The sequence below is a fragment of the Ktedonospora formicarum genome, assembly GCF_016587355.1.
GTDB lineage: Bacteria > Chloroflexota > Ktedonobacteria > Ktedonobacterales > Ktedonobacteraceae > Ktedonobacter > Ktedonobacter formicarum.
Map to the genome: position 1 here is coordinate 2,085,956 of NZ_BNJF01000001.1, position 17,897 is coordinate 2,103,852.

A 17,897-nucleotide genomic window follows, 5' to 3' on the forward strand; every position below is an offset into this window, starting at 1 on the left:
GGCTCCTCGCCTTTGCTTTAGCCGTGAGATAAAAGCATTTAAGCCCATGACCTCGTTTTTTCGAAACGCTACACATTTGTCATTGATATGAAAGAATCTAGCAAACCACTTATCATCCAGAATCAGACAGACCTCATCGCAAACCAATGGGAAACACGGCAAAGTGGGTAAACGCAAACCTGGACGAGCAAACTGGAGCCAACATCATCGCTTTTTACTCAGGTTGGGGAGATGGATGCTATGGCTCTTACTTTGGCTATGACGAGCAGGAACAGCCTATTTGTCTCCTGACCAACTTTGACGTACTAAATGATGAAGAATAATATTGCCCTCTGGACAAAGAAAAATCCCAAAAACCTCTCACCTCGCTTTACGCACAATGGAAGAGGTTATTGTTATGTTAGACAAGAAAATCATCATTATGGCAGCATAGAAAATACAATGCAAAAATGATTAAAGACACAAGCAAACGCCATAGCATAGAAGTCAAACACTAGCGATCTTTGAGATACTCAAGCTCTTTCTCGAACTGCTTCATGGAAATTTCAATAGCTTTTTGAACAGGCATCGCGGGGGTTGGTTTCTGGCTGTTCTTTTTGGCTTTTGTCTCCTCCTTCATAACATTCACCTCCTTAACTATAAGTTTGTGAATATGTGCCCTTAGCCATTGTAAAAAATGCTCTCTATCCTTACTTAGGATAAGCCGCTCAATTTCCTTGGCATAGATCAACTCCTCTTCATCACTAGTAGGAACAATTTTTAGATTGTTCACAAGGAGAAATACTGACCCAGCAATCAGTGCAGTGCGTTTGTTACCATCAACAAACGGATGATTAAATACAATTCGCTCTATGAGGATGGCGGCTTGCGCTACAATATCCAAACTCTCATAGTACGCAGATTGTCGGGGTGCTTTTATTGCACTATCAAGTAAATTAATATCTCTAATAATAGCATTTATTCTATAATTTCGTTTATCTCAAAAAGCAGGTCACACTCTAAATAATATATTTCTCTCTCCTCTGCCATATGCCATTCCTCCCTGGATGATGGGCGAAAGAACTATTACCATTAACACGCTACAAATCTTCTGCCATTCATTTTCATACAAAAACCGTATAAAAAATTTATGCGGCAAATAAAATATCTAAAGCAAAATGACCGAGAAGTGGCCGATTATTGTCCTGGTGCCTATTATTTTTCTTCTGTACACTGTTGATTAAAAGATTTAGTTCCATCACTTATAAGGAGAAAAGAGACAATGCGAAAAGCTTTAAAGGTATTACTGTGTGGAGTCCTTCTTGTTGCAGCCCTATTCGTCAGCGCCTTTACCTCAATGGCTCCTTCAGCTCATGCGGCACAAACAAAAAGTACATCAGCAGCAGTCACTTGTTATGGACAAGCCGTTACAAGCGATACCGCCACATGGCCTGCGATGGATACCTCCAGATTTCCCAGCGACCCAAATTACGACTTCGTTACAACTGGGTATTGTCAAGACATCAATATAAAATTTTTAGTGCTCACACATCCAATGGAATTTCAAGTCTGCTTTGATCGAACTGGGACATGTAATTCCTGGAAAACATTGTCTCAAACCAATCACTGGTATCTGCTCGCAACTGATGTCTTGCCTGGTACAAAATATCACTTAAATGTGAGATTAGCCTATACAACCACATTTAAATGGATGTGGGCGGATTAGCAGTTAGATAAACATGCTGGCAAAATGAGAGGTCTGGCTCACTCACATTTTGCTCTCAAGTAGGGCCCGCTGAAACAAGAGCTTTTTAGAAGTAGACATAACAAAAGACGAGAAGCCGTTTTATAAAATGCTTCTCGTCTTTTTCTTAGTCGGGGTGAGAGGATTTGAACCTCCGACCACTTCAACCCCATTGAAGTGCGCTACCGGGCTGCGCCACACCCCGCTATCGTGGAACGCCATAATTATAACAGAAGGATTTCCAATTCGTCAACCCCTTTTTGGGATAAATAACAACAGATGTGATAGGAGTCCCCCTCACATCTGTTGTATAGATCTAGGATAGCGAAACCAATATCGGATATGATATTAGATGGCAGCGGCAACGCTGGCTTGGCGATGCAGAAGCCAGGCTGAGACAATGAATAGAACTAGTGTGGCACCGACTATGACACCAATATCAAGTAGGACTGTCGGACTCCAACCCTGGTCTGTTGTGCTCTGGAAGAGCCCTTCGCCCAGGTAGTAGGTGGGGAGAATCTTAACAACCTGCAAGATGAGAGAGCCATGAAGCATATTCCCAAAGAAGTTGCCCGAAAAAAAGCCGGGAAACAGAAAGAGCATTGAGACAACACCTGAAAACGCGCCAACACCATTTCCTGACTGGAAGATGCTACCTGCGATCAACCCTATAGTCAGCGCCAGGCATGAGCCAAGGAGAATGAAGACAATAGTAAGTGGTATATCTCCAGTAAAGCCCTTCAGGGTCAAAGCTACAACAAAAGAAAGCAGCAGTTGGTAACCCAACCCTACAAGCAGCTTCGCGGCTACTATATCGCTAAATGATGCAGGTGAGACCATGAGCATACGTAGGGTCTTCTTCTCCTTCTCCTCAACCATAAGCGTTGGTACTAGAGAAATGCCTGTCATAAAGGAGAGAAGCAGGCCCATAACGGCAAACATTGGCTCCAGGACACTTTGCACACTCTCCTTAGCCTGAGGCGGATTAATCGTCGCCAGGGTGAGATTGAGCGGCTGAGGATCTTTCACAGCTGTAACATAGCTAGTTATGATGCTCGTTAGAGCAGTACGGTCATAGGACACAACTCCCTGGTCACCATTTAGATAGAGGCCCAGCTTAGGCTTCTGCCCTTGCGCGATCTGGCTTTCAAAGCTGGCTGGTACGATAAGCCCTAAAGCATAGGACGAATCTTTGTGACTTCCATCAGTACCAAAAGCGTTGGTAACATCTTCAGCTGAGGCCGCGCGGGTAATGTCAACCTTGCTAAAATAGCTGGTGACGGCCTGCTCAACCCTGGAATTGCCGGGATTGTAGATCAACATCTTTGTACTATGCTCACCAAACACATTAGAAAAGAGGGCATAGAGCAGCGCTATAAAGATAGGTGAAAGCAACGCGAATAACGTCGTTTTATTAAGAATGATATCGAGCGCGTCCTTTCGCGCTATTGCCAGTATAGAGCGCAGGTTCATGATTTCTTCCTTCCCTCAATGCTTACGCCGGGCGTACGCCAGCAACTTTGATGAACACTTCTTCCAGCGAGGCTTCATTGGAATGCACAGCACGCACGACGCCTTCGCGCATCCAGGTCTCTAACTGTACCTGATCGGTAGCGCTATCCAGGCTCAACACACGATCTTGCAGGGCCGTCTCACCATTTGCTTCGCACTCAAGTGTGACAATCATGGTATGTTCTCCATGAGCGAGCTTGAGATGGCGTGGTGTATCATTGGCGACAATCTGGCCATTATTAATAAAGGCAACCCGCTGACAAAGCTGGTCAGCTTCCTCCATGAGGTGAGTAGTCAAGAGAATAGTCATCCCCTGCTGACAGAGTTCTTTGACGGTCTGACGCACCTCGCGAGCTGAGATGGGGTCCAGGCCCCGGCTCGGCTCATCCAGGAAGAGAACCTGAGGCTGATGTAGTAAGGCGCGCGCAATCATGATACGCTGCTTCATTCCATTAGAGAAGGTTCGAATGGGATCTTTGGCCCGATCTCGCAGCTTCACCATATCGAGCACTTCGTCGACGCGAGTCTTCGGTACACCGTACAAGTTACAGGAGAACTCCAGATTGAGACGCGCGGAGAGGCGCTCATACAAATTCTGATCCTCAAAAACAACTCCAATGACGCGCTTAAGCTCACGCTGCTGTTGCACAATGTCGAAACCCGCAACGCGGGCTTTCCCTCCACTAGGTATAATTTGCCCGGTGAGCATACGAATAGTCGTGGTCTTACCCGCCCCATTTGGTCCCAGCAAACCAAAGATCTCACCCCGGCGCGCGCTAAAGCTCACACCATTGACAGCTATCTTTTTACCGAACATGCGTTGAAGCTCACAGGCTTCGATCATGATATCCGCTGTCTCCATACTCTTACTCCTTCACAATGCCTAATCTCTATTTTTACTCGCGGGCAACCTGGTTACCTCATACATCTGATCTGTGAACACTATAATCCGCGAAGATTGGCGGCGCTACATATTTTCTTCCAGTGGAGCAGAATAGGGTCTAACAGGAGCATTCAGACCCCTGAATGAGCACAAAAAACCACGAATGGAGCAGGGAAAAAGTTGAATGGAGAGGACAACACAGCCAGCCAGTATCACAATCCACATTTAAATAGAGTGTATACTCGCGCGAACAGACATGTCCACCTTCCAGTTGGCTATGTTACAATGAGCACGACCATAAAGAGATGGATCATACTAAACCAGTGCCATAAAGATTTTGGGATACAGTATCCGATGAGTGAGTTGCCGATTAGGCACGGCAGGTAAAGGGGTCGCCATGCGACTACATGTACATCGCTTGAATAAGATGCTAGATAGCCGCACCATCCTGCATATTGACGAACTATGCATAGAGGCAGGCGAGATCCATGCTATTGTTGGCCCCATTGGGAGTGGAAAGACGCTCCTCCTACGGACACTCGCTGGAGTACTACCGCCAAGCGGAGGCCGCGTTGAGATCGAGGGAAAGGATATCTACCGAGATAGAGGCACACAGCGCAATATCGCAGTTCTCTTTGAAGAGGATTTACTATATGAACGACTGTCGATTCGCGACAACCTGAAGCTGTATTGCGGACTGCATCGTCTTCCCAGAGAGAGTATTGATAACGCGCTGGCAGAGGTCGAACTAAGCGATCAGGCACGCAAATCAGTAGCTAAAGTCTCCCCCCCAACCAAAAGGCGTGTGGCCTTCGCGCGCCTACTTATGGGGCAGCCGAAGCTGCTACTCCTGGATCATCCAACACTACGCATTGACAGACAAACACATGATCTATTCTCGCAAGCACTCTCTCAAGCAGCACAACAGGGAGCAAGTGTCATCCTGACGTGCGAGGATCTTTCATGGGCAGGCAAGTTCTGTACGCATATTGTCGAACTTGCTGGGGGGCAAATCGTCGAGAAGCGGCGCAATGAAGCACTCAACACCTCTCAAACTAAAGCAGGAGAACCACCAGCAACACCTGAGCGCCATGTGCCTTATAAAGTGCCAGCGCGCAAGGAAGATAGGATCATGCTTTTTGATCCAGGCGAGATCCTCTATGCCACCAGTCGCGATGGCAAGATCTACCTGCGTACCGCCAGCGACGAGGCCACAACTAATCTGACATTACAAGAATTGGAGCAGCGCCTACTAGGGCGTGGATTCTTCAAGGCTCATCGCGCTTACCTGGTCAACCTGCAACATATCAAGGCCGTCATCCAATATACACGCAATAGTTATACCCTCCTATTGAATGACGCTCAGGAGACGATGATTCCATTAAGTAAGCAGAGTGAAAAAGAGCTACAGGAATTGCTGAGCTATTGAGGGCGGAGGGTAGACTTTTGAGCACACATCTGCTACACTTCTCTGTTAGAAACTGATATGAGGCGATGATGGGGAGAGTAAGCGCGCAAAGAATGCTTCAGGGAGAGGGGGTCACCGACTGCAAGCCCCTTCGCAGGAACGCGTGCCGAAGTTCACCCCAGAGCTGGCTATTGAAACTCCACACGTAAGAGCGCGTAGATAGCCCCGGTAGTCCCCGTTATCGGACATAACCGAGAGGAATCATGTGACACATACATTCACGTGTCGCTGGTTCAAAATGGGTGGTACCACGGAGCTTGCCATCGCGGCGCAAACATGCAATTTCTTGCCGACAACTTCGTCCCTGTTGACGATTGTCGGTTTTTTGTTTTTTGGATTACCGGAGGAGACGGTCAATGATTGGACAACTTGAAGACATACTCGCGCAACTGATCGAGTTGCGCGAGCGGGCCATCGCCGAGCTAGAGGGAATTACGACCTCCGCCCAGCTTGATGAGTGGGATACCCGCTACCTGGGACGTAATCGAGGCGAGCTGAAAAACATTTCAGCCGTGATGCCCAAGCTTACCAAGGAAGAGCGCCCGGTCATCGGACAGAAGATCAATACGGTAAAGGCTGCGTTAGAGCAGGCACTGAAGGATAGGCGTGAGGCGCTCAAACAGCGTGAGATGCTCCAGAGACTAGAGCAGGAGCGCCTTGACGTGACGCTACCGGGACGCACGTTGCCAGCCGGGCATATGCATCCCCTTTCGCGCGTCATTCAGGAAAGCACTGATATCTTCGTGCGCATGGGCTTCCAGATAGTACAGGGACCAGAGGTCGAAACCGATTACTATAACTTCCAGGCACTCAACGTACCAACTGACCATCCGGCACGCGATATGCAGGACACCTTCTGGGTCGCCCCCGGTGAAATCCTGCTGCGCACACAGACCTCGCCAATGCAGATCCGTTCGATGAAGCGCCAGCGTCCACCTATACGAGTTGTGGTACCAGGCAAGGTGTACCGCAACGAAGCACTCGACGCCTCACATGAGGCCGTCTTCCATCAGATCGAAGGCCTATTGATTGATGAATACTGCACAATGGCCGATCTCAAAGGAGTCCTGGAACGTTTCGCCCATGAGATGTTCGGCCCTGAGCGCCGTCTGCGCTTCCGTGGGAGCTACTTCCCATTCACGGAGCCGAGCGCAGAGGTAGACATTAGCTGTGCGAGTTGTAACGGTACTGGCTGTCGCGTCTGCAAGTACACAGGCTGGCTGGAAGTTCTGGGGTCGGGTATGGTCCATCCCAAGGTACTGCGCGAGGTTGGCTATGATCCCGCAAAGTACCGAGGTTTCGCCTTCGGCATGGGTGTAGAGCGCATCGCAATGTTGAAATATGGAGTGAGCGATATTCGCCTCTTCTCTGGCAATGATTTGCGCTTCCTGCGCCAGTTCTAAGGTCTTATCCGAAAACCACCCCTCATTCGAGGGCGCTTCGCGCTCAGGTTTTCGGATAAGGAGTAAGCCAATTTACGCAGGCTTTCAGATAAAGGAGTTCAATCGACGATGCGAGTACCTTTAAGTTGGCTCAAAGACTACGTGGATATCACGATGTCGCCTGAAGAGCTAGCCCATACCCTGACGATGGCTGGTCTTGAGGTTGAGACCATTGATTATATAGGCAAAGAATGGGGTGATAAGATCGTTACCGCCCAGATCATCCATCTGGAAAAAGTGGAGACATCCGATCACCTGAACTATACACGCGTGACCACAGGCACTCAGGAGCTTAATGTCATCTGTGGAGCGCCCAATATTAAGCAAGGAGACAAAGTGCCGCTGGCTCTGGCGGGAGCGATAGTGGGTGACCTTGAGATTCGTGAGACACGCAAGATGGGCTATGTCTCACAAGGCATGCTCTGCTCACCTCGCGAACTTGGTCTCGGCAACGACCATAGCGGCATCTATATTCTTGACGAAGACACCGTGCTGGGGCAGAAGCTTTCTGACCTGCTTGGCGAGATTGTACTGGAGTTCTCAATCAAAGCCCATCGGGGAGATCTCTCTTCGATAGTTGGCATCGCGCGTGAGGTCGCGGCCCTGACCAGGCAGCCATTGCGCATGCCAAAACCCACGTTCCCGGAGCAGGGCACACCTGCCTCTGAGCTAGTTCGTGTCACTGTTGAGGATAATACGCTCTGCCCACGCTATACAGCACGCGTTATCAGCGGCATCACTGTCGCACCCTCACCAAGCTGGATGGGACGACGACTGCTGGCGGCAGGCATGCGCCCCATCAATAACGTCGTTGATATCACAAACTACGTCATGCTAGAGTTAGGTCAACCTCTACATGGCTTCGATTATGATCGGGTGCCAGAGCATCATATTATAGTACGTCATGCCCATGAAGGCGAGCGGCTGAAGACACTCGACGATGTAGAGCGCAAACTGACACCTGAGATGCTACTCATAACCGATCCACAAGGACCAACAGCCATAGCTGGCGTTATGGGTGGCGCGAAGAGCGAGGTCGATGATACGACCACTCGGTTGCTGCTAGAGACTGCAAACTTCCAAAGTTCCAGCGTCCGGCGCACCTCGACAAAGCTAAATTTACGCACCGATGCCTCCAGTCGCTTCGAGAAAGGGGTAGATCCCGATTTGGCGGCGCTGGGAGCTGATCGCACCTGTCAATTACTGGTTGAACTGGCGGGCGGCACAGTCCACCCAGGGATTGTAGATTGCTATCCACACCCCGTTCAGCCACGCTCAATCCGCTTCTCAACCTCCGAGGTCGAGTGGCTCACCTCGATGAAGGTGACCCCCTCCGAAGTCGAGACGGCGTTGAGTGCGCTCGACTTTCAGGTACAGATCGACGAGCAGGGCGATGGAATGCTGGTGACGGTTCCCACGCATCGCAACGATGTTGAAGAAGGCGCGGATCTCGTTGAAGAGGTTATTCGCCTGATCGGTTACGAGAAGATTCCCAGCACCATACCGATAGGGCCACTCCCAGAGTCAGAGCCACTGGAGGATAATTGGTTCGCGCGTGAGCAACAGATTCGCTCGCTGCTGGTTGGAGCCAGCCTAAATGAAATTGTGACATATTCTCTGACCAGCCGCACGCGCATGGTAAAGCTACTCGCTAACGCGGACGAGCAATCAGCTCGCTATCTGCTCCAATCGCCGCGCAACAATGGAATAGTGAACGCACCAGCAACAAGCAACGGTACTAGCGCCGTAGCGACTTTTGATCCACACTCGCTACCTGCCGTGGTGCTGGCGAACTCGCTGAGCGCCGATATGGAGAGCCTACGCTTGACCCTGATGAGTAGCCTGCTGGAAACCGTACAGGAAAATAGCAAGCGCAACAAAGCAGGACTACGCTTCTTCGAAATCGGACGCCGCTACCTACCAGCAGAACATATCAATCAGCAGCCTGATGAGCGTCGAACGGTTGGTATCGCGCTATGCGGGCCAGCCGAAATCACCTGGATACCCGAGCTAGCTCGCCCGGCTGATTTCTATGATCTGAAGGGAAGCATAGAGACGCTGTTAGCTGGACTACATATCACGCGCTATCGCTTCACGCCAACGCAGCATCCCACCTTCCATCCTGGTCGCTGCGCGCTGCTAGAGCTTCCACGCCGCGCCGCTGATGGATCGAAAGTCTTCAGCCCCGTAGGCGTACTGGGTGAGGCTCATCCAGAGGTACAGCAGCGCTACGATCTCCCTCAGCGTGCATATCTCGCTGAGATCGATCTGGAGCAGCTATATGCGGCAGTCTCCACAGAACAGCGCTATCAGCCAATCTCGCGCCACCAGGAGTTGACGCGTGATCTGGCGCTGATTGTAGACGAGCGGGTATCGAGCCAGGAAATGCAGGAAGCCATTCAACGCCTGGGTGGCGACCTGCTACGCGAGGTCACCCTCTTCGATCTCTACACAGGAGATCCAATTCCCAATGGGAAGAAGAATCTGACGTATAGCCTGATCTATCAATCGCAAGAACGGACACTCAAGGATACTGAGGCAAACGCAGCACAGGAGACTATTATTCGCGGCCTCCATGAGGAGTTTGGCGCCGTCCTACGCTAAGTTCGTATAAATTTATGATAAGGGCGATACTCATGAGTATCGCCCCTGTTTCTTGTCCTTGAGGATTATGCTAATAGCAGAAACTTTTTATCTATCTTATGCCTGTTTACATATGTATTTTTTGCCAAATATTCCTATGTGCTTAATATAGAAGTGAAAAACCGCATTGTCGAACGTTTATCACAATGCGAGCAGTGTAATCTAATTCGGCGGCTATATCTTTTTAATCAGCTGGGGTGGTATATCGTTCCGCTTTTATTTGCATGTGGTTATGCTGTGCTGTGTGGTTGAGGAGCTATTTGTTCAAGAAAGTGTAGAATGAATAAGTGTAGACGTTGCGGCGAGGGTTGCCCAGATGACGCCGCCTATTGCGAAAAATGCCTCTCTGCCCAACCCTCTCAGGAGAAGCTTGTTTCCCATGCTGGCACACATAGCGGTGCGCCTTCATTCGCAACCGTACCAATAGAGCTAGCCGAGCATGCGAATGAGCCTGAGGCAAACGCTTTCGTGGCCAATCCAGATTACTCCACTCAACCTGACGAGGAGCAGAGCCCGACCATCCCTCCAATGTCTCATCTAACCGATCAGACTGTTGACAAGCTTAACGATGCCGCCCGGCGCATGAACGCGGTTGAGACGCGGGAACCGCGCTTGCGTCGTATCTCGCGCCTCTCGCCGCTACAGGACATATCCTCGGAGGTTCAACGCACCAATACGCCACATCCCAGCCAGGGTATGACCCAACCATCCCTGGAAGATGCGCATGAAGGTGAACGCAAGCAGAGAAATAGGAATCGAGATGCGCTTGAGCTTAGCCTCCCTATGCCCGACTTCTGGCCCTGGTTACCTGAACAAGGGGAAGAGGAAGAGGAGAGCGAGGCCGACAAATGGAATAACTTCAATGACCCACTGCTCTCCCGCCACCTCGATCCCATCGCAGCAGAACGCATAGAGCAGGAGGATGTGCGCCGCGCTATCGCAGATGGACATCTTCCCCCCTTTCCCGTGGTCAATCAGGCATACTCCTTTTTTAAAGATCGAAGACGCCTACGTCTATTCTTTGTGATCGCGGCATTATTGATTCTAGTCTCGCTGGTCTTTGACAGTTTGCTTGTCTCATTCTCGTTACTGGGATCACATACAAATAACCGGGACAACACGATCCCTACGCTAGCCCTTTCGAGCACAACTGCGAGTTATGGACAAAACTTAACACTCCACATCAGCAACTTCCGCGCGCACTCACGGCTCTACCTAACTCACGACATCGGTGAGCCAATCCGCGTCAATGGAGGTCGAACGCTGGTCACTCTTGGCGATGTGGGAGAGGCAAGTGTCACAGTGAGCATTGACTCAAGCTGGGAACCAGGCTTTCACCTCTTGCAAGTGGAAGATGTCGATACGCGCTATATCGCCAGCACCACTCTGCACATCACAGATGGCCCAAGCCGTCCCTCACACTTCCTGTTAAGCACGAAACAGATGGATATGGGCAATGGCTATCAGGGTGCGAATACCCTTCAACAACTCATACTGCATAATTCAGGCAGTGGCAGCATCGACTGGAGTGTGAGTAGCGATCAACCCTGGCTACAAGCCACGCCTACCCAGGGCACATTTAGCGGTCAGCAAACCATTCTCATTGGCGTACAACGGGCCAATCTCAAGGCAGGCTCCTATACAGGGACATTGACCTTTGCCTCTAATGTTGGCTCACCACAGTCAGTCAAAATACAGATGAGCGTGCGCGAGCTTCCACCTTACGCAGGAGCAGTCCTACAAGTCACTCCAGTGACACTCTCATATGACACGATGGATGGAAATAAAGGCGCTACGCCTCAGGCACTTATGGTCTCTAACCCGGGTACCCAACCGCTCTACTGGTCGCTCGCAAGCAATCAACCAGTCAACAATGACCAGAATGCCTATTTGCGCGAGTTGGACCCAAATCTGAATTGGCTGCGTGTCAACCGCTTGACAGGTACTATCGCCCCTCATGAGTCAAGCGCTATCCCGCTGACAATCGATAGCGAGAAGCTGTTGCCAGGGACATATCTCAATATGCTCTCATTTAATATCGGCCAGGGGCATACCGGCATTAATACTCCACAAAGCGTGGCAATCGCGCTCACAGTTAAGCCACAATGCTCGATTACTGCCAGTATGGCCTTTATGGACTTTGTGGCTGTCGCGGGAGCTAACCATACCAGTACACAAACCCTCTTGATAAAATCAGGTAATAGTTGTCCCAACAATATTGGCTGGCAAGCTAGTACACTGGCCAAATGGATTACGCTGACGCCCAATAGCGGTCAGCTAGACAGCACAAGCGGAGCGACTACGACAGTGGGTATCGCGCCCAACAATCTGAAACCGGGGACATACCGCGATACAGTTTCAATTACAGCAGGTCATAGTAGCCTCTCGCTACCAGTCAAGCTCACTATTCAGAAACCGCCAACGCCAATGTCACCCATTCTGGGTGCTTCACCACTCAATCTGAACTTTAGAACGACTGCAGGCAAGGGAGCCCTTCCGGGACAGTCTGTCACGCTCACCAATACCGGAAAAAGCCCACTCACCTGGAACACAGCTATCAATTACATGATATCTCCCTGGCTTGGTGCCTCACCTTCTCGTGGTACAATTGCTCCTGGTCAAAGCGGGCAGGTGCTCATCAACGTAAATCCAAGTAAACTCTCTCCAGGTGAGTACATGGGTCAGGTTATCATTCATGGCGTTGATAGCAAGAATCGGCCTGTAGGTGGTACTCCACAATCCATCATGGTCAGCCTGACAGTGGCACCACCCTGTACACTCGCACAGCCGTCGAGTAACGCTCTGGCATTTAGCGCCATCAAGGGCAGTGGAAACCCGATGGCGCAATCGATCACACTCTCAGCCAACGGAAACTGTAGCTGGCCTCTGGGTTGGAAGGCCAATATAGTAGGTTCGGCCTCCTGGCTCTCACTTTCGGCAAACTACGGCACGTTCACAGCAAGCAATCAGTCAACGACGCTGGTCTTCAATACCTCCATCGTAGGACTTGACCCTGGCATCTACACAGCCCAAGTGAATGTACAGGCCAATGAGAGCACAAAGACTGCTGCGCAGGGCAGCCCACGAACCCTCACAGTCACACTCACAGTACAACCACCCTGTACGCTTCAAGTCGGGCCTGATAGCCTGACCTTCAGTGGACCACAGGGTCAGCCTATATCCAGCAGGAATCTCAGCATTCAGGAGAGTGGTACCTGTGTGCGCCCGGTAAGCTGGTCATCAAGCGTGGATAGCAACAGTAGCAGTTGGCTTTCGACTGGTGGCAGTGGTAGTGATAACGGTGGCGGAAGCAATCTCTCCATCTCAGTCAGCCCAGGCTCACTGCCACCCGGAACATACAAGGGCACTGTTACGGTCTCGGCAAATGGCAGTGGGGGCGCAAATGTCGATGGTAGCCCGGTCAATATTCCGGTTCTGCTGACAATTACTGGCTACAAGGTTAGCGGAACTGCGAATTTCTGCGTCGATAGTCAGTGCGATATGACAAGCGCGCTACCCAACGCGACCGTAACACTCTCCTCAAGTGGCTCGGTTGTCGCCACTACGACGGCAGATGGTTCAGGGAATTTTAGCTTCTCCAATATTGGAATTGGTAGCTACACCGTGGCAATCTCTAGCACTGACACACTAGGGAGTAACCGCAATGGTAGCGTGACAGTGACAGTCAATGATGATACAAATAATGTGGTAGTGAAGGCTCCGGCGACTGGGATGTCGACCTCATCCGATTCGCAATCGCCACTGCCCCCCACGACTCCCCCTTCACGTGATCCACCAGCAACACCTACACAAATGAACACACCAACTGTCATCGCGACCCCAACCGCGATGGCAGCTAGTGCGCCAGCTCCCAAAAAGTGAAAGGCGATCTTTCCTTTTACCCAAACATGTCAGGCATAGTAGCGGAGACATCGGCAATAGAGAACTGGCAGGCAGATGCTAGATAATTCGCCTCTTGTAACGTTTATAATTGAGTACGATATTTTCTATACCATAGGATTTCATTAATACGACTCAGTTCACACTAGCAAGAGGAGGAAGGGAAGTGGTAGTGACACCGCTTCTCTTATACATATAGGGATGGATACCAAACGTTGTCCTAGTTGTCAGAAGCTACAGCGCGCGGATACGCAGACCTGTAGCCGTTGTGGTTATATCTTCGACAAGACCGCCCGACGCGCCAGCAGGAAAGGGAGCGGCAAGACTCTATTGCCGCCCGCCTCGCCTCATCGCGCCGGACACTATGCAGGGCTACATCCTGAGGATCACCCCTATCACTCAAATCTGCTAGCCACTCAACATCCAACCATTACGCATCACAATGATCACAAAGAGGTATGGGAAGAGGATAGCGAGGATAACGCAAATATCGCGCCTATAGAGCCACAGGTACGTCGTGCAAGCCTTCGCACACAGACAACAAACATACAAGTAGATTCCACACACACAGAAATGGAAATGGCGGACGTACCAACACACAAGAATAGCTTAAATCATGAGCCAGAGACCGAACACGCGCCACGCGTTGCCAGTCCAGAGACCAGGCGGTCCCGAAGAGAGCCAATTTCCGAGCCGCCCGTCGCGCTTTCACAACCCAGGCGTACCCGATCGCGCCTCTTGAGCGTATTACTACTGCTGGCATGCCTCCTCTTCCTGATCGCAAGTAGCATCCTGGCTTTCCTTTTGATTGGGAATAAGCCCACTATCACGCGAGCATCGGTCGTAGCCTCGCCCAACCAGTTGCGCATCAATGATACGTTTCTGTTACGCGGAAGTGGCTTTGGGGCACGCGACCACCTAACTTTGACATATGATGGTTCACGCTCAATCCCGGCCGACAATGGGAAAGCCTTGATCGCAAGCACCAATAGCCAGGGCAGTTTCTCACTGGAAATCCGAGTAACGAAGGCATGGAGCATTGGCACTCATGATATTCATGTCACCGATGAGCGCCTGCGCCTGAGTGTATCGACGAGCATCACTATTCAACCAACCCCGGTAGGTTCACCGCATCTCCAAATCTCGGCGACAAGGCTTGATTTGGGAACGGCAGCAAGCGGCACCATCGCCGAGCACGATCTAACCCTGATCAATACTGGCGGCGGGTCGATTAACTGGCAGGTCAGCAGCGATCAGCCCTGGCTCTCGTCCACCCCCGCCAGCGGCTCATTCTCGGGTCGCACAAACATCCAGATAAAGGCCAATCGAGGCACATTGCAGCCACGCACATATACCGGACACCTGCTGTTCCGCGCAACCAATGGCGCGGATCAGACCCCCATTTTTCTGACTGTGATGCTTGGCGTCGAGAAGCCCACCAGTAGCTCGCTTGTAGTCTCCACAGCCTCGCTAGCCTTCTCAACTGGCGCGGGACTGAATCCAGCAGCCCAAACACTGGTATTACAAAATACCGGCGACCAACCGCTAACCTGGACAGGGGCAACCCTCACGGGCGATGGCTCCCCCTGGCTCAGTCTCTCGCCTGCCGAGGGTCAACTCCCAGCGCACCGGAGCGCGATCATCACTGTTTCTCTGCAAACCGCGCAACTGACCGTGGGAACATATCAGGGCACGCTCAACTTCACCAGCGCCGAGAACTCGATCCCGGTTGGAGTTTCTTTAAATGTGCTGGCAGCAGGAAATCTAGTCGTTTCACCTCCCACGCTCTCCTTTTCGATGATCGTGGGGCAGCAACCTGATGACCAACAACTAACATTACAAAACACTGGTGCACTTCCGCTGGACTGGGTAGCTAGCGCTACCACCTCTAACGGCGGCGACTGGTTACACACACTCTCGCCAAATGGGAGCCTGAACGCGGGGCAGCAATCCACGCTCGCGGTCCATATTGACGGTGGGAATCTGGCTCCAGGCTCCTACCAGGGTACACTCATCCTCCGCTATGGAGAGCAGCAGAAACAGATCGCAATCTCGCTGACAGTTTCGCCGCCACCGGCGCCAGCCATTAGTATCTCGCCCACATCGCTAACCTTCGATACCACCAGGGGGAGAGACTTTACCGCGCAATTGATCGCACTGACCAATGTAGGGGATGCCCCTCTCAACTGGAAGGTGAGCTTCTCCGGCGCTCCAGTAGGTATTTCACTTACTCAGGGCACACTTTATCCGGGTGAGAGCCAGGTGCTCAGTATTATACCCACGGGTTCAATCTCAACGGCGGGTATCTCTACAGGCACTATCACCTTCGCGCATACGGACACAAGCCAGAAGGTGCCGTCACGTCCGCTTAACGTCACAATACAAATTGAGTGAGGCTTTTAAAAGCAGGGATGACCTTAAGTTGACGCTCCTTGAGGTCTGTGCTATAGTCTGACAGAGATCTTCATTTATAAGATCTCATATCTTTTTCTCCTTATTTTTTCACCTGAAAAACACCCATCACGGAGGATATAGTCGTGCCAACGATTACATATGTGCGTGAAAATGTACAGGTGCAGGTTGCTGAAGGCGATACCGTACGCTACCCCGCGCTTGAACATGATGTCCCGGTCTACTGTGGCCTCTACAAGCTCGGCAACTGCCACGGCAACGGCATGTGCGGCACTGACCGCGTGGCGGTCTCGCCCAGCGAGAATGCCAGCCCTCTGACCTTTATGGAAAAGTTCTGGCTCCGCAACGATCTCAAGAAGAACCCGAACATGCGCCTCGCCTGCCAGGCCAAAGTCTTTGGCGATGTTACCGTCGAGACGCGCTGCAAATAGCCAACCTCTCACGCACTTGAGAATACAAAAAGGATGAGCGTTCAGAAGCTATTCTGAACGCTCATCCTTTTTATTTCAGATATCGAAGGCGCTAAGGTTTTTCCCTTACAGCGAAGTAGAGCCGATAAGCAAGCTTGCCATTCCATGACAGTTCAACCTTGCCGGAGAGAGAGGCAGGAAAATTGAGGGAGATACTGCCATTCTGACTCTTATCACCATCAACCTTAATTTCCTGTGGAGGGCTAAAAGGAATATTATCTGTGTAGATCTGAGCAGTAATCGTTCCCCCCTTCTTTCCCTTGGTAACAACGCTATAGGTCACATAGAACGTTGTTTTAGGAGTGAAAATATTCTTCTCTTGTAGAGCTACTCCATTGGTGGCATCGATACGCGATGCAATGGTCGCGGATGTGATAACGTCCTTGCCCGGCCCCGTCTCCGTTTTGGGAGGATCAGGAATGTTAACAGCAGTTGTTGGCTTGATGGATGGCGGCGTATTTAAACCAGTAAAATGCGTAAAGGCGTCCCACTTGCCGCTCGCCTTAGCGTAATAGCCCGCGCCTGAGCAGAGCAGAAGCATAACAATGAGCACGCTCAGGAAGCCACTGACAATGCGATACCTGGGTATGACCGCACGCGGCTTCGTGTACATCGGAGGAACATAGATAGAGCCTTCTTGCTCCGGCAGATCCGGCAACAATTGCTCAATGTTCTGCACTGGCATGAGCATCGAGCTTGTCCCCTGCTCATGCTGAACCTGAAGTTGAATTGAATTGGGCTGATAAGGGACAGGTAGCAAAGATTGTGGCCCCTGTTCCTGAGACTGACCATCAGCGGGCGGCTGCCAGACTTGCCCATCCCCCACTGCTGATCATTATTATTGATACCCGGCGTTGGAATCGCGCTCTGCCAGCCACTCTGGGCATTCCAGCCAGGCTGCTGTACACCACCCGAAACCATACCTGAGGATGATACATCATAAAGGTTATTCTGCCAACCGGCCTGCGATTGATCTTGCGCGTTCTGCTGTGGCTGCTGCTGTGACCACCACTGAGGCTGAGGTACTGCCTGGGGACCGCTGAAGGAAAGTTGAGGCACATCATCCCATGCGCCATTCGCGGTTCCGCCCGTTGCTCCTACACCCCAATTATTCCCACTCTGCGCATTTCCTGATTGGAAATTATTCGCGTTCATCTGTCCCAGCAACGGCGAAGGTGCTCCACACCTGGGACATGGAGCTTCATTTGCTTCTCTAGCTGCATTACAATATGCACAAATCATTTTGACTTCGCCACCTTAAAAAACTATTGCGTTCTTTGTGTTACTACTCACACTAACACTGCACGACCTCTATAATCAAGTATTGGCGCTTATGATAGCCATTTTTCACTATCTCTTTACCATGTCACTCTGTATAAACGTGTTTCAAAGTGATATCTGTTCAATGACATGCTCTCACCCGGTAAAACAATTCATATCGCAT

14 protein-coding genes and 1 tRNA gene are annotated in these 17,897 nt (G+C 50.9%); 10 read left to right on the forward strand and 5 right to left on the reverse strand.

The features are described 5' to 3' along the window. Positions 1-146: 146 nt before the first annotated feature. Positions 147-323, forward strand: coding sequence for a DUF4241 domain-containing protein (locus tag K3T82_RS49830; RefSeq protein WP_220193137.1), 177 nt, complete (start codon positions 147-149; stop codon positions 321-323). Between the two features lie 170 nt (positions 324-493). Here the strand turns inward: K3T82_RS49830 and K3T82_RS08985 are convergent, their stop codons facing one another. Then, positions 494-961: a type II toxin-antitoxin system death-on-curing family toxin gene (locus K3T82_RS08985; RefSeq protein ID WP_220195084.1), complete on the reverse strand. Its 468-nt coding sequence runs from the start codon at positions 959-961 to the stop codon at positions 494-496. A gap of 300 nt (positions 962-1,261) precedes the next feature. Here K3T82_RS08985 and K3T82_RS08990 point away from each other — a divergent pair, with 300 nt between their 5' ends. Continuing rightward, complete coding sequence (locus K3T82_RS08990; protein ID WP_220193138.1) at positions 1,262-1,705, forward strand: hypothetical protein; 444 nt, start codon at positions 1,262-1,264, stop codon at positions 1,703-1,705. Positions 1,706-1,854: 149 nt separating this feature from the next. On the opposite strand, the gene K3T82_RS08995 is transcribed toward K3T82_RS08990, so the two are convergent. The 3 genes from K3T82_RS08995 to K3T82_RS09005 all read right to left on the reverse strand — a co-directional run bounded on the left by K3T82_RS08995 (position 1,855) and on the right by K3T82_RS09005 (position 4,097). Beyond that, positions 1,855-1,928, reverse strand: a tRNA-Pro gene (locus tag K3T82_RS08995). Between the two features lie 143 nt (positions 1,929-2,071). After that, positions 2,072-3,196 carry an ABC transporter permease gene (locus K3T82_RS09000; protein ID WP_220193139.1) on the reverse strand — a complete coding sequence of 375 codons (1,125 nt, stop codon included), beginning with the start codon at positions 3,194-3,196 and terminating at the stop codon, positions 2,072-2,074. A 22-nt stretch (positions 3,197-3,218) separates the two neighbouring features. Then, positions 3,219-4,097, reverse strand: coding sequence for an ABC transporter ATP-binding protein (locus K3T82_RS09005; protein ID WP_220193140.1), 879 nt, complete (start codon positions 4,095-4,097; stop codon positions 3,219-3,221). 418 nt (positions 4,098-4,515) lie between these two features. Between K3T82_RS09005 and K3T82_RS09010 the strand changes: the two genes are divergently transcribed. The 7 genes from K3T82_RS09010 to K3T82_RS09040 all read left to right on the forward strand — a co-directional run bounded on the left by K3T82_RS09010 (position 4,516) and on the right by K3T82_RS09040 (position 16,414). After that, on the forward strand, positions 4,516-5,547 hold the full coding sequence (locus K3T82_RS09010) for an ATP-binding cassette domain-containing protein (protein WP_220193141.1): 1,032 nt from the start codon (positions 4,516-4,518) through the stop codon (positions 5,545-5,547). Between the two features lie 244 nt (positions 5,548-5,791). After that, positions 5,792-5,959 (forward strand): hypothetical protein, encoded by a 168-nt coding sequence (locus K3T82_RS09015; protein WP_220193142.1) that lies wholly within the window; start codon positions 5,792-5,794, stop codon positions 5,957-5,959. Then, positions 5,943-6,989: a phenylalanine--tRNA ligase subunit alpha gene (gene pheS / locus K3T82_RS09020; RefSeq protein WP_268886623.1), complete on the forward strand. Its 1,047-nt coding sequence runs from the start codon at positions 5,943-5,945 to the stop codon at positions 6,987-6,989. Before K3T82_RS09015 ends, pheS begins: the two co-directional genes overlap by 17 nt. 108 nt (positions 6,990-7,097) lie before the next feature. Next, complete coding sequence (gene pheT / locus K3T82_RS09025; protein ID WP_220193143.1) at positions 7,098-9,632, forward strand: phenylalanine--tRNA ligase subunit beta; 2,535 nt, start codon at positions 7,098-7,100, stop codon at positions 9,630-9,632. 318 nt (positions 9,633-9,950) lie between these two features. Then, entirely contained in the window at positions 9,951-13,553 is a 3,603-nt protein-coding gene (locus tag K3T82_RS09030) for a BACON domain-containing protein (RefSeq protein WP_220193144.1), read from the forward strand. Between the two features lie 219 nt (positions 13,554-13,772). Further along, positions 13,773-15,965 carry a BACON domain-containing protein gene (locus K3T82_RS09035; RefSeq protein WP_220193145.1) on the forward strand — a complete coding sequence of 731 codons (2,193 nt, stop codon included), beginning with the start codon at positions 13,773-13,775 and terminating at the stop codon, positions 15,963-15,965. 143 nt (positions 15,966-16,108) lie between these two features. Continuing rightward, positions 16,109-16,414 (forward strand): 2Fe-2S iron-sulfur cluster-binding protein, encoded by a 306-nt coding sequence (locus K3T82_RS09040; protein WP_220193146.1) that lies wholly within the window; start codon positions 16,109-16,111, stop codon positions 16,412-16,414. Positions 16,415-16,505: 91 nt separating this feature from the next. On the opposite strand, the gene K3T82_RS09045 is transcribed toward K3T82_RS09040, so the two are convergent. Then, the gene (locus K3T82_RS09045) at positions 16,506-17,144 is read right to left on the reverse strand and encodes a hypothetical protein (protein ID WP_220193147.1); all 639 of its coding nucleotides are present in this window, start codon (positions 17,142-17,144) and stop codon (positions 16,506-16,508) included. A gap of 5 nt (positions 17,145-17,149) precedes the next feature. Between K3T82_RS09045 and K3T82_RS09050 the strand changes: the two genes are divergently transcribed. Then, a complete protein-coding gene (locus tag K3T82_RS09050) occupies positions 17,150-17,380 on the forward strand; it encodes a hypothetical protein (protein ID WP_220193148.1) in 231 nt (76 codons plus the stop codon). Positions 17,381-17,897 lie beyond the last annotated feature (517 nt).

What these genes read in the sequence shown, in the direction of transcription:
- K3T82_RS49830 (WP_220193137.1), top strand. Translation starts at nt 147, where the DNA reads ATGGGAAACACGGCAAAGTGGGTAAACGCAAACCTGGACGAGCAAACT.
- K3T82_RS09005 (WP_220193140.1), bottom strand. Translation starts at nt 4,097, where the DNA reads ATGGAGACAGCGGATATCATGATCGAAGCCTGTGAGCTTCAACGCATG.
- K3T82_RS09000 (WP_220193139.1), bottom strand. Translation starts at nt 3,196, where the DNA reads ATGAACCTGCGCTCTATACTGGCAATAGCGCGAAAGGACGCGCTCGAT.
- K3T82_RS09010 (WP_220193141.1), top strand. Translation starts at nt 4,516, where the DNA reads ATGCGACTACATGTACATCGCTTGAATAAGATGCTAGATAGCCGCACC.
- K3T82_RS09045 (WP_220193147.1), bottom strand. Translation starts at nt 17,144, where the DNA reads ATGCTCATGCCAGTGCAGAACATTGAGCAATTGTTGCCGGATCTGCCG.
- pheS (WP_268886623.1), top strand. Translation starts at nt 5,943, where the DNA reads ATGATTGGACAACTTGAAGACATACTCGCGCAACTGATCGAGTTGCGC.
- K3T82_RS08990 (WP_220193138.1), top strand. Translation starts at nt 1,262, where the DNA reads ATGCGAAAAGCTTTAAAGGTATTACTGTGTGGAGTCCTTCTTGTTGCA.
- K3T82_RS09030 (WP_220193144.1), top strand. Translation starts at nt 9,951, where the DNA reads ATGAATAAGTGTAGACGTTGCGGCGAGGGTTGCCCAGATGACGCCGCC.
- pheT (WP_220193143.1), top strand. Translation starts at nt 7,098, where the DNA reads ATGCGAGTACCTTTAAGTTGGCTCAAAGACTACGTGGATATCACGATG.
- K3T82_RS09035 (WP_220193145.1), top strand. Translation starts at nt 13,773, where the DNA reads ATGGATACCAAACGTTGTCCTAGTTGTCAGAAGCTACAGCGCGCGGAT.